The 12160-nt window shown below is 56.7% G+C and carries 14 protein-coding genes; 12 read left to right on the top strand and 2 right to left on the bottom strand.

The features are described from left to right. Nucleotides 1-10 precede the first annotated feature (10 nt). Nucleotides 11-781, bottom strand: a complete 771-nt coding sequence (locus ACK5JN_RS08745; protein ID WP_416869801.1) for a DeoR/GlpR family DNA-binding transcription regulator — start codon at nucleotides 779-781, stop codon at nucleotides 11-13. A 98-nt stretch (nucleotides 782-879) separates the two neighbouring features. Between ACK5JN_RS08745 and ACK5JN_RS08740 the strand changes: the two genes are divergently transcribed. The 3 genes from ACK5JN_RS08740 to add all read left to right on the top strand — a co-directional run bounded on the left by ACK5JN_RS08740 (nucleotide 880) and on the right by add (nucleotide 3050). Beyond that, nucleotides 880-1314 (top strand): hypothetical protein, encoded by a 435-nt coding sequence (locus ACK5JN_RS08740; protein ID WP_416869800.1) that lies wholly within the window; start codon nucleotides 880-882, stop codon nucleotides 1312-1314. 42 nt (nucleotides 1315-1356) lie between these two features. Further along, nucleotides 1357-1881, top strand: a complete 525-nt coding sequence (locus ACK5JN_RS08735; RefSeq protein WP_416869799.1) for a phosphoribosyltransferase — start codon at nucleotides 1357-1359, stop codon at nucleotides 1879-1881. A 167-nt stretch (nucleotides 1882-2048) separates the two neighbouring features. Beyond that, on the top strand, nucleotides 2049-3050 hold the full coding sequence (gene add / locus ACK5JN_RS08730) for an adenosine deaminase (protein ID WP_416869798.1): 1002 nt from the start codon (nucleotides 2049-2051) through the stop codon (nucleotides 3048-3050). A 43-nt stretch (nucleotides 3051-3093) separates the two neighbouring features. Here the strand turns inward: add and ACK5JN_RS08725 are convergent, their stop codons facing one another. Then, nucleotides 3094-4134, bottom strand: coding sequence for an oxidoreductase (locus tag ACK5JN_RS08725; protein ID WP_416869797.1), 1041 nt, complete (start codon nucleotides 4132-4134; stop codon nucleotides 3094-3096). Nucleotides 4135-4356: 222 nt separating this feature from the next. Between ACK5JN_RS08725 and blr the strand changes: the two genes are divergently transcribed. From blr to rsxG, 9 genes are all read left to right on the top strand, one after another. Beyond that, entirely contained in the window at nucleotides 4357-4500 is a 144-nt protein-coding gene (gene blr / locus ACK5JN_RS08720; protein WP_163449419.1) for a division septum protein Blr, read from the top strand. Nucleotides 4501-4616: 116 nt separating this feature from the next. Continuing rightward, the gene (locus ACK5JN_RS08715) at nucleotides 4617-5987 is read left to right on the top strand and encodes a GH1 family beta-glucosidase (protein WP_416869796.1); all 1371 of its coding nucleotides are present in this window, start codon (nucleotides 4617-4619) and stop codon (nucleotides 5985-5987) included. A gap of 284 nt (nucleotides 5988-6271) precedes the next feature. After that, nucleotides 6272-6487: a transcription modulator YdgT gene (gene ydgT / locus ACK5JN_RS08710; protein ID WP_064545676.1), complete on the top strand. Its 216-nt coding sequence runs from the start codon at nucleotides 6272-6274 to the stop codon at nucleotides 6485-6487. A gap of 81 nt (nucleotides 6488-6568) precedes the next feature. Further along, the gene (locus ACK5JN_RS08705; protein ID WP_416869795.1) at nucleotides 6569-7009 is read left to right on the top strand and encodes a DUF2569 domain-containing protein; all 441 of its coding nucleotides are present in this window, start codon (nucleotides 6569-6571) and stop codon (nucleotides 7007-7009) included. Between the two features lie 77 nt (nucleotides 7010-7086). Next, nucleotides 7087-7668: an electron transport complex subunit RsxA gene (gene rsxA / locus ACK5JN_RS08700; RefSeq protein WP_416869794.1), complete on the top strand. Its 582-nt coding sequence runs from the start codon at nucleotides 7087-7089 to the stop codon at nucleotides 7666-7668. Further along, on the top strand, nucleotides 7668-8240 hold the full coding sequence (gene rsxB / locus ACK5JN_RS08695; protein ID WP_416869793.1) for an electron transport complex subunit RsxB: 573 nt from the start codon (nucleotides 7668-7670) through the stop codon (nucleotides 8238-8240). Before rsxA ends, rsxB begins: the two co-directional genes overlap by 1 nt. Next, nucleotides 8233-10476, top strand: a complete 2244-nt coding sequence (gene rsxC / locus ACK5JN_RS08690; protein ID WP_416869792.1) for an electron transport complex subunit RsxC — start codon at nucleotides 8233-8235, stop codon at nucleotides 10474-10476. The genes rsxB and rsxC overlap by 8 nt, the downstream gene beginning before the upstream one ends. After that, on the top strand, nucleotides 10477-11529 hold the full coding sequence (rsxD, locus tag ACK5JN_RS08685; RefSeq protein WP_416869791.1) for an electron transport complex subunit RsxD: 1053 nt from the start codon (nucleotides 10477-10479) through the stop codon (nucleotides 11527-11529). It abuts the gene before it with no gap. Between the two features lie 8 nt (nucleotides 11530-11537). Beyond that, entirely contained in the window at nucleotides 11538-12158 is a 621-nt protein-coding gene (rsxG, locus tag ACK5JN_RS08680) for an electron transport complex subunit RsxG (protein WP_416869790.1), read from the top strand. The last annotated feature ends 2 nt before the right edge of the window (nucleotides 12159-12160 follow it).

Below are 12160 nucleotides of genomic sequence, written 5' to 3'. Positions count from 1 at the left end.
CCATATCACGCTAAACAGCGTGGATTTGAATATCATATTCCCGGAAAGCGTCGGCATATTGTTTACTCACGCTCTCCTCGACCACCAGAATATCAATCTGGTGACTTTCGGCGACGATATAGCGCGCGACGGCAGGAATTTTGTTGGAGGTTAAGCCAACGATAATCTCGCTGCACTGCTGAATAACCGCTTTTTTAAATTCACAATCCGCGTAGTCAAACCCGGTCAGGCCCGACTCGGGCGCCATGGCGCAGCCGCCGATAAAGCCCTGTTCGAACAGGATGCCCTTTAGCTGTGCCAGCGCCGGAGCGCCCACGCAGCCGCCGGACGCGCGCTGCACGCCGCCGCCCAGCATAATCACTTCACACAGCGGTTTCTTAAGCAGCGCGGTGGCGATTTCCGGCGAGTTGGTGACGACCGTCAGCGCGACGGTTGTCGGCAGCGCTTCAGCCATCGCCAGATTGGTTGTCCCGGCGTCAATAAAGACGCAGCCGTTGGGTTTGACGAGTTGCGCACATTTTTGCGCGATTATGCTCTTTGTGTCCGCTTTGGTGGTTTTCCGCTCGACGTAATTTCCCGCCTCAGGCAGCGTCGCCACGGCTCCGCCATAGACCTTCTTACAGATGCCTTCTTTGCTAAGTCCATGTAAATCACGGCGAATAGTGTGTTCTGACACGCCTAACTGCGCGGCAAGCTCCACGCAAACCACCCTGCCTTTCTCCGCCAGAATCTGGCGAATCAGGGCTTGCCGTTGATCCGGAAAAGCTGCATAATCGAGCAAAACAACTCCTTAATTCATTATAACGAGCAACAAGAAGCATAATCGTGCATTCCTGATGCTGCTGTCAACGTCCTGTCACTGGCGATAAGGTTGTCACTATGCAATCAAACCTGGATATCAGTAACGATCGGTTTTTACGAGGACTACCGCAGAGCCTCAACCACACGGTTACGCTTCTGGAACGTCAAACCAGTTTGTGGTTTAGCAAACAGAAGATCGCCCAGGCTGAAGACCTGTTTATCCGCTATTACGACGAATCGCGCAAAGGTGAGCTGAAAACCGTGTATGCCGCGTTGTTAGCGCAGGCCGCCGCGGAAAAGATAGCGATTCAATCCGCAATCACTGCGTGTTTAACCGCTGTCGTTGCCGCCGTGGTCTACCTCCCCAAACGCGCCATTCGCCTGACGCTGGGCATGTTGATTTACTGGCTGACGCAATACCACGGCGGGCAGCATCACGGCCTGCCGTCGTCCCGTGATGCCAGAGATTTAATCGCCGGAATTATAAACGACGAAGTGATTAAGCTGGGTTAATTCAGCCCGATTACCGTATCTCAACAAGCTAAAATGGAAGTCATGATGAACACTCATACTATTGGCGACATTATTCTCGACGAAGCGACAATTGCCGCAGGTGTACGCGACGTCGCGGCACGGCTCAACCAGGATTATACCGATGCTGTAGTCATTACCGTGGTGCCCGGCGGGATCCTCTATACGGCGGATCTGACCCGGCAGCTCAGTTTCGACATAAATATGGATTATATCTCCTGCCCGCATACTCCCGGCGAACGCCACAATAGTTCGACGATTGTCTATCGCCAGAACATTGAGATTGCGAACCGGCACGTCATTCTCATTGATGATGCCATTGAATCCGGAGGGACCATGAAGCGCCTCGTCGAGTTACTCCAGGATAATTTCCAGCCGGCCTCCGTCGCCGTGGCCGTCCTGTTTGTCAAACCGGGGCGCGTCAACATTCCGGCAAAATTATACTATGCCTATGAAATGGAAAATGACGATCTGCTGGTGGGCTATGGGATGCCATGGGAAGATAAATACCGCAACCGGCCGAATGTGGCGAAACTGATCACCAGATAAAAGCATCCGGGCATTGGCGTTCGATTCATCAGGCTGAACGATAAACTGCGGCAAATGCCCGCATCATTCCGCTAATGCCCTGTTACATTAGCTTTTTTCGATACTTTCAATCGGTTATAGCCCTATGGTATAATGATTTGCACTTTAACTAAAATAAGAGTGCTGCCATGATCGATACCAACCTGCCTTTAACTGACGTTCACCGCCACCTTGACGGTAATATTCGCGCCCAAACCATCCTCGATCTCGGCCGCCAGTTTAATCTGTCGCTGCCTGCCTCTACGCTGGAAACGCTGCTGCCGCACGTCCAGGTCACTAGCAATGAACCCGATCTGGTCAGCTTCCTCAGCAAACTTGATTGGGGGGTTAAAGTGCTGGCGTCCCTGGAGGCCTGTCGTCGCGTTGCTTATGAGAACGTCGAAGATGCTGCGCGCAACGGCCTGCACTATGTTGAGCTGCGTTTTTCTCCGCGTTATATGGCCATGAACCACCAGTTGCCGGTTGACGGCGTGGTCGAAGCGGTGATTGCCGGGGTAAAAGAAGGGTGTAAGGCATTTAACGTTGAGGCGCGGCTGATTGGCATCATGAGCCGTACCTTTGGCGAAGCGGCCTGCGAAGAGGAGCTGAACGCCCTGCTCGCGCATCGTGATGGCATCACCGCGCTCGATCTGGCCGGCGATGAGCTCGGCTTCCCCGGCTCTCTGTTCCTCGAACACTTCAAACGCGCACGTGATGCCGGCTGGCACATTACCGTCCATGCCGGCGAAGCGGCGGGCCCGGAAAGTATCTGGCAGGCCATTCGCGAGCTTGGGGCCGAACGTATTGGTCACGGCGTGAAAGCCGTTGAGGACCGCGCGTTAATGGACTTCCTGGCTGACAAACGCATTGGCATTGAATCCTGCCTGACCTCCAATATTCAGACCAGTACCGTCGCCTCGCTGGCGCAGCACCCACTGAAAACGTTCCTCGAGCACGGCGTGCTGGCAAGTCTGAACACGGACGACCCGGCGGTACAGGGCATCGATATTCAGCATGAATACCGCGTTGCCGCACCGGCCGCGGGCTTAACCCCGGCGCAGATTCGCCAGGCGCAGATTAACGGCCTGGAGATGGCGTTCCTCTCGGCGGCGGAAAAGCAGGCGCTGATCGGCCGCGTACAGCGCGGTTAATCATCTTCCCGGCGGCATTCGCTGCCGGGATTTTCCAGCCGCTTTACACCAGCGTCAGCGCGGCGCGATGTTTCGCAGATTCGATGCCGAGCTCAATCAGCTCCATAATCTGAATCGCCTGGCCTGCCGGCACCGGGTTGTCGCCCATACCGTTCAGCGCATCTCGAATCGCGGCATAGTACGCGGGATAATTACCCGGCAGCGTCAACCAGGTTTCCTCCACCCGTTCTTCATCCTCCACCGTGGTCAGAACACCGTCACGCATATCATAGCCCCAGTCGGTCTGCGGCAGGCGTTCGCCGTTTTTCAGGCGATCTTCCTGTGGGTCGAGGCCAAATTTCACATAGCTGCCCTGCGTACCGTGGACGATATAGCGCGCCGTTTCCGCCGCGGCAAGCAGCGTGCCGTGAAGCACCACCCGGCGCTGCGGATAGGTCAACACCGCATGGAAGTAATCTGTAGCCTGTGCACCCGGGCGCAGCTGGCCAAGATCGACATACAGGCTTTGCGGCAGGCCGAACAGGTTGACGGCCTGATCCAGTAAATGAGGTCCTAAATCGTACCAGATTCCGCTCCCCGGCCCGGCCAGCTCGCGCCATCGGGCGCGCACCTGCGGGCGATAGCGGTCAAAATGAGATTCAAAATAGGTAACGTCGCCCAATTTACCTTCATTGATCAATGCATTAACGGTGAGGAAATCGCTGTCCCAGCGACGGTTATGGAACACAGACAACAGCTTCCCCTGCTGCTTAGCCAGGCTCTCCAGCTCGCGAGCCTGTGACAGCGTCACGGTAAACGGTTTATCGACCACCACGTTCTTTCCGGCTTCCAGCGCGGCTTTAGCCAACGGGAAATGGGTATCGTTCGGCGTCGGAATAACGATCAGGTCAATGCCGGGATCGTTAAACAGCGCCTGAGGGTCTGATACCACGCTCACCGCCGGCCAGTCGGCGCGCACTTTTGCGGCGTCGCTGCTGGAGACCGCCGCCAGCGTCATCCCCGGCGTGCCGCTGATGAGCGGCGCGTGAAACGTTTTACTGGCATAGCCGTAGCCCACTAACCCTACGCGGATTTGGTCACTCATATTGCAGCCTCACTTCTGAATTTAGGGGTAACTGATTTTGTAATCGATTTCTTATTTCACCTCAACTCATGTTTTCGTACAACAGTTTAATAACATTATGGCCCAATTGATTAATAAACAACCATGTGTGGGATCGATTCCGCAGAAAACTTGCGTTGTGGCACGGGCGCGCTAAGATCTTGCCCTGGCGTTGTTTTATCAATGGATTGTTAGATAAATCTCATGAATTCCGTATTGTCTCGTATTGTTGAATTGATTGGTTGGGTTATTCTGGGTTTTTCCGTTCTTCTGCTGTTTGTCGCACACCACATCGACGACTATAAGTCGCCGGAACCCACGGCCACCGCATCACTGCAAAAAAAGTAACTTCGACACGTTAAAAAGTGATTCGGATCGCATCCGTGTAACCGGTTTCTGAAACCGATTGCATGTCACATCACCTCTCTTTACACTCCCCTTATCACACAGATAAGGAGTGTTACATGTCTGCTTTTCCGCAAAATTTTCTCTGGGGTGCAGCAACGGCTGCCTACCAGGTGGAAGGGGCTTATAACGAAGACGGCAAAGGCCCGTCGATTTGGGATATTTTCTCTCATCAGCCTGGGACCACCTACCAGGGTACCAACGGTGACGTCGCCGTCGATCACTACCATCGCGTCAATGAAGACGTGCAGCTGATGGCCGAAATGGGGTTGCAGAGCTATCGCTTTTCCATCTCCTGGCCTCGCCTGCTGCCCGAAGGCCGTGGTGAAATCAACGAAGCCGGCGTGAAGTTTTATAGCGATCTCATCGACGCCCTGCTGGCGCACAATATTGAGCCAATGATTACCCTCTATCACTGGGATCTGCCGCAGGCGCTTCAGGATGAAGGCGGCTGGGAAGCGCGTTCCACGTCGGAGGCGTTTGAAGAGTATGCGCGCCTGTGCTATTCGCGCTTTGGTTCACGGGTAAAAAAATGGGCCACCTTTAACGAAACCATCGTATTTATTGGCCACGGCTATATCACCGGCAGCCATCCGCCGTCGGTTCGTAACCCGGCGCGCGCCATTCAGGCCTGTCACCACGTGTTCATCGCCCACGCGCTGGCGGTGAAAGCGTTCCGCGGAATGCAGATCAACGGTGAAATCGGATTTGTGAACGTCCTTCAGCCGCACTCGCCGCTGACCAATAGCTCGGAAGATATCGCTGCGACCAAACTAGCCGATGCTATTCATACCCACTGGCTTTACGATCCAGTACTTAGGGGCCGCTATCCGGATGAGCTGCTGGCGCAATCGCAGGCGCTGTGGGGCGTGCCGCGTTTCGCACCGGGCGACGACGAGCTGCTGCGCAATAACCGTTGCGACTTTATCGGCCTTAACTACTACCGTCGTGAAACCGTTTCCGCCCAGCCGCCGAAGGAAAAAGTCAGCGGCGAACAAGGCGTTGAGGGGCTGTTCTACTTCGTGCGTAACCCGGAAAGCGTGTATACCGAATGGGGCTGGGAAATCTGGCCGCAGGGGCTTACCGACGGCATCATGATGATCAAAGAGCGCTACGGCGATATCCCTATCTATATTACCGAAAACGGTCTGGGCGCCGTTGACCCGATTATTGATGGTGAGGTGGTTGACGATCCGCGAATCGACTTCCTGCGCGTGCATATTGATGCCCTGGAAAAAGCGATTGAGCTTGGCGCCGATGTACGCGGCTATTATCCGTGGTCGTTTATCGATTTACTGAGCTGGCTCAACGGTTATAAAAAGCAGTACGGTTTTGTTTACGTCGACCATAAAAACAATCTGGCGCGTAAACGTAAAAAGAGTTTCTTCTGGTACAAAGAGGTGATCGCCAGCCGCGGCGAAAAACGGTAATCCCTTCCCCTTCAGGGCGTCTGGCGGCGCCCTGACTGCTTAAAAACGCACTAATTTTGGGGCGAAATCAATAAGCACATTTTCTGTCATTGTAATTCATTTCTATTAGCCAAATAATCCATAATATCCCATCGAGGTTGAGCCGGACGCGCTGAACTCTCTATTAAAACGGATGTCGATAAACACATTGGCTATAAATGCCGCATTAACCGTATCGTGTTCTGCCCTTTACCCGGTGGAGCCCGGTGTATGGTGAGCTTTAACATTATAATGGATGCCCTCAAATGACCGTTCTGGATTATTTATTAAAGTTCCGCAAAGTCAGTTCACTGGACAATCTTGAAAAACTGTACGACCACCTCAACTATTCCCTGACCAACACCGAAGAGCTGATCAACATGTACCGCGCCGCCGACCACCGTCGCGCTGAGCTGGTTTCTGGCGGTCGCCTGTACGATGTCGGCCAGGTGCCGAAGAACGTTTGGCGATTCGTGCAATAATAGTTTTTTCCTCAGCGCCAGTTGCTTATACTCCTCGACCTGTATTTTCCCCATGACTGGCGCTGATTTTCAGGAGACATAATGTCAGATAATTCTGCAGAACGTATTGGCGGATGGCTGCTTGCCCCATTAGCATGGCTGCTCGTGCAGCTTTTAAGCATCACCATCACGCTGGGAAAGTTTGGCTACGTCCTGCTCAATCCGCATACGCTGGCGCTGGTCAAAGAGATGGACGGCAGTAACAGTCTGTTTCTCGGGCTGTCATTCCTGTCGTTTATCGCCATGTGGTATTACACCCTGTGGTTGACCATTGCCTTCTTTAAGCGCCGTCGTAACGTACCTAAGCACTACATTATCTGGCTGATGATTGGCGTGCTGCTGGCCGTTAAAGCGTTTGCGTTCTCGCCAATTTCCGACGACCTGGCCGTCCGCCAGCTGCTGCTTCCTCTGTTGGCCGCCGCGTTGATTGTGCCGTACCTCAAGCGTTCGCAGCGGGTTAAACGCACCTTTGCTCACGCGTAATAACCCCACTGTTAACCTGTTGTCGCGCGAGGCGCTTTGTCAGATAATAGGTGGCTTTTTTTGTTACAGGTCGAATGATGACTGATTATTTATTGCTCTTTATCGGTACCGTACTGGTAAATAACTTCGTCCTGGTGAAGTTCCTTGGGCTGTGCCCGTTTATGGGCGTTTCCAAAAAACTGGAAACCGCTATCGGAATGGGGCTCGCGACGACCTTCGTCATGACGCTGGCGTCTATCTGCGCCTGGCTTATCGATACCTGGATCCTTATCCCGCTGGATTTAGTCTACCTGCGGACGCTGGCCTTTATTCTGGTCATCGCGGTGGTCGTGCAGTTCACTGAGATGGTTGTGCGCAAAACCAGCCCGGCGCTGTACCGCCTGCTGGGCATTTTTCTGCCGCTGATCACCACCAACTGCGCCGTGCTGGGCGTGGCGCTGCTGAATATCAACCTCGGCCACAACTTCCTGCAGTCGGCGCTGTACGGTTTCTCCGCCGCCGTGGGCTTCTCGCTGGTGATGGTGCTTTTCGCGTCCATTCGCGAGCGGCTGGTGGTTTCCGACGTTCCCGCCCCTTTCCGCGGCAACGCCATTGCGTTAATCACCGCGGGTTTAATGTCGTTGGCCTTTATGGGCTTTAGTGGGTTGGTGAAGTTGTAATGATGACCTTCTGGATTGCTGTCGCTGCAATCAGCCTGTTAGGGCTGATTTTTGGCGTCGTTCTCGGGTACGCCTCGCGCCGTTTTGCCGTTGAGGACGACCCGGTAGTTGAAAAAATAGATGAGCTGCTGCCGCAAAGCCAGTGCGGCCAATGCGGCTATCCCGGCTGTCGCCCCTATGCTGAGGCGGTGAGCAACGGGGAAAAGATTAACTGCTGCGCTCCCGGCGGCGAAGCCGTCATGCTAAAAATTGCCGAGCTGCTGAACGTTGATCCGCAGCCTATCGGCGGCGATGCGGCCCCCGAGCCAGCCCGTATGCTGGCCGTTATTGATGAAAACAACTGTATCGGCTGCACCAAGTGCATCCAGGCCTGTCCGGTGGACGCCATTATTGGCGCCACGCGCGCCATGCACACGGTAGTCAGCGATCTGTGTACCGGCTGTAATTTGTGCGTCGCACCGTGCCCGACTCAGTGCATTGAGTTACGCCCGGTAGAAACGACCACCGCAAGCTGGAAATGGGACCTGCAAACGATCCCGGTACGAAATATTCCTGTGGAACACCATGCTTAAGCTATTCTCCGCCTTCAGAAAAGACAAAATCTGGGATTTCAACGGGGGTATTCACCCGCCTGAAATGAAAACGCAGTCCAACGGGACGCCTCTGCGCCAGATCCCGCTGGCTCAGCGTTTTGTCATTCCTCTGAAGCAGCACATTGGCGCCGAAGGTGAACTGTGCGTTCAACCCGGCGATCGCGTCCTGCGTGGGCAGCCGCTCACCCGCGGCTGGGGCCGAATGCTGCCCGTTCACGCGCCCACTTCCGGCACGGTTGTCGCCATTGAGCCCCACGCCACCGCGCACCCTTCTGCGCTACCGGAAATGAGCGTCATCATTGAGGCCGACGGTGAAGACCGCTGGATGGCCCGCGACGGCTGGCACGACTACAAAAACCGGAGCCGCGAAGCGCTGATTGAGCGAATCCACCAGTTTGGCGTCGCCGGTTTAGGCGGCGCGGGCTTCCCGACGGGGAGCAAACTGCGCGGCGGCGGCGATAAAATTGATACGCTGATCATCAACGCCGCCGAATGTGAGCCGTACATTACCGCCGACGATCGTCTGATGCAGGACTGCGCGGCGCAAATTGTCGAAGGTATCCAGATTCTGGCGCATATTCTGCAGCCCGAGCAGGTACTGATCGGCATCGAAGATAACAAACCGCAGGCCATCTCAATGATGCGTGCGGTGCTGGCGGGCTGCCACGGCATCAGCCTGCGGGTCATTCCGACCAAATATCCCTCCGGCGGCGCGAAACAGCTGACGCAGATTCTGACCGGCAAACAGGTGCCGCACGGCGGACGCTCTTCGGACATCGGCATACTGATGCAAAACGTCGGCACCGCCTACGCCGTGAAGCGCGCGGTGGTTGACGGTGAGCCGCTGACCGAGCGCGTGGTGACCCTCACCGGCGAATCCGTCTCCCTGCCGGGCAACGTCTGGGCGCGCCTCGGCACGCCGGTAAAACATCTGCTGAGCCACGCAGGTTTCTGCCCGACCAGTGACCAGATGGTGATTATGGGCGGCCCGCTGATGGGCTTTACCCTGCCATGGCTTGACGTCCCGGTAGTGAAAATCACCAACTGCCTGCTGGCGCCGTCAGCCGCAGAAATGGGCGAGCCGGAAGAGGAAAAAGGCTGCATTCGCTGCAGCGCCTGCGCCGACGCCTGTCCGGCCGACCTGCTGCCGCAGCAGCTTTACTGGTTTAGCAAAGGCCAGCAGCACGATAAAGCCACCGCGCATAACCTGTCGGACTGTATTGAATGCGGCGCATGCGCCTGGGTGTGCCCGAGCAGTATTCCGCTGGTGCAGTATTTCCGCCAGGAAAAAGCAGAAATCAGCGCCATCCGCCAGGAAGAACAGCGCGCGGCTGAAGCCAAAGCGCGTTTTGAAGCGCGTCAGCAGCGTCTTGAACGTGAGAAAGCGGCCCGCGAAGAACGTCATAAAAAAGCCGCCGTACAGCCTGCCGCCAAAGACCAGGACGCCATTCACGCCGCGCTGGCGCGGGTGCGCGAAAAGCAGCAGCAGGCAACGCAGCCGATTGTTATTCAGGCTGGCGCACGGCCGGATAACAGCGCCGTTGCCGCCGCACGCGAAGCGCGTAAAGCGCAGGCTCGCGCCGCTCAGGCTGAGAAACGTCAGGGCGCAAGTGAAGTCGCCGATCCGCGCAAAGCGGCGGTTGAGGCCGCTATCGCCCGCGCCAAAGCGCGCAAAGCCGCCCAGCCGGTTGATGCTGAGTCGGTGGTTAGCGAGAGTGAAGCCGTTGACCCGCGTAAAGCGGCGGTCGAGGCTGCTATTGCCCGCGCCAAAGCGCGCAAAGCCGCCCAGCCGGTAGATGCAGCACCAGCGGCTAGCGAGAGTGAAGCCGTTGACCCGCGTAAAGCGGCGGTCGAGGCCGCTATCGCCCGCGCTAAAGCACGCAAAGCCGCCCAGCCCGTTGATGCTATACCGGCTGCTAGCGAGAGTGAAGCCGTTGACCCGCGTAAAGCCGCGGTCGAGGCCGCTATTGCCCGCGCCAAAGCGCGCAAAGCCGCGCAGTCAGTTGACGCGACGCCGGTTGCTAACGACAGCGAAGCCGTTGACCCGCGTAAAGCGGCGGTCGAGGCTGCTATCGCCCGCGCCAAAGCGCGAAAAGCCGCACAAAATGATATCAGCGAGCCTGCCGCCAACGACGATCCACGCAAGGCCGCGGTAGCGGCTGCTATTGCCCGTGTTCAAGCCAGGAAAGCCGCTCAGGCCGTTAACGAGGATTAAATGGTTTTCAAGATCGCAAGTTCCCCCTACACCCACAACCATCGCCAGACATCGCGGATCATGATGCTGGTGATCGTCGCCGCCCTGCCCGGCATTCTGGTGCAGAGCTGGTTTTTCGGCTGGGGAACCTTTATTCAGCTGATCCTGGCAATTGCCAGCGCCTGGCTCGCCGAGGCGCTGGTGCTGCGTCTGCGCAAGCAGAACATTTCCCGTACGCTGGCCGATAACTCCGCGCTGCTGACCGGCCTGCTGCTGGCCATCAGTATTCCCCCCTTCGCCCCGTGGTGGATGGTGGTGTTGGGCACCGTCTTTGCCGTCATCATCGCCAAGCAGCTGTATGGCGGCCTGGGGCAGAATCCGTTTAACCCGGCGATGATTGGCTACGTGGTGCTGCTGATCTCCTTCCCGGTGCAGATGACGTCCTGGCTGCCGCCGCACGGGGTTGCCGCCGCGACGCCGGGCTTGATGGACGCGGTGCAGATGATCTTCACCGGCCAAACCGCTACAGGTCAGGATATGAATGCGCTGAAGCTGGGGATTGATGGCATCAGCCAGGCGACGCCGCTGGATACCTTCAAAACCGCGCGTCATGCCGGTCATTCTGTGGACAGTATTCTGAGTTCCGCTATCTATCACGGCGCGCTAGCCGGGGTGGGCTGGCAGTGGGTGAACATCGCCTATCTCGCTGGCGGCCTGTTCCTGCTGTGGCAAAAAGCCATTCGCTGGCATATCCCGGTCAGCTTCCTGCTCAGCCTGGCGGTCTGTTCAACGATCGGCTGGCTGCTGCACCCGGATAACGTCGTCTCACCGCAGATGCATCTGCTGTCTGGCGCGACGATGCTGGGGGCCTTCTTTATTCTGACCGACCCGGTGACCGCCTCGACCACCAACCGTGGGCGTCTGATCTTTGGCGCGCTAGCGGGCCTGCTGGTATGGCTGATTCGCAGCTTCGGCGGCTACCCGGACGGCGTGGCCTTTGCTGTGCTGCTGGCTAACATCACCGTACCGCTGATCGACTACTACACGCGCCCGCGCGTTTACGGACACCGCTGAGGATAACGATGTTAAAAACCATGCGTAAACACGGTGTCACGCTGGCGCTGTTCGCCGCAGGCTCTACGGGGCTGACGGCGGCTATCAACCAGTTAACCAAACACACCATTGATGAGCAGGCGGCAAAGCAGCAAAACGCGCTGTTTCAGCAGGTGATCCCCGCCGACAGCTATAATAATTCCCTGCTGGAAAGCTGCTTTATCGTCGACGCCCCCGAATTAGGTAAAGGCACACACCGCATCTACATCGCCCGCAAGGACGATAAACCGGTGGCCGCCGTGCTGGAAGCCACCGCGCCAGACGGTTATTCCGGAGCAATTCAACTGCTGGTCGGCGCCGACTTCAGCGGCACCGTGCTAGGCACCCGCGTCACCGAGCATCATGAAACGCCGGGTCTGGGAGATAAAATTGAACGCCGCCTCTCGGACTGGATCACCTTCTTTAGCGGAAAGAAAATCGCCGGCCCTGACGACAGTCAATGGGCAGTGAAAAAAGACGGCGGGCAGTTTGACCAGTTTACCGGCGCAACGATTACCCCGCGCGCGGTGGTCAACGCGGTAAAGCGCGCCGGGCTGTATGCTGAAACGCTGCCGAATCAACTGTCACAACTGCAAGCCTGTGGAGAGTAAAC

Origin of the sequence: Kluyvera sp., from assembly GCF_047971185.1 — a bacterium.
Lineage (GTDB): Bacteria > Pseudomonadota > Gammaproteobacteria > Enterobacterales > Enterobacteriaceae > Kluyvera.
The sequence above is the reverse complement of the archived record's forward strand: the minus strand, read 5'-3'. Positions and strand labels throughout refer to the sequence as shown.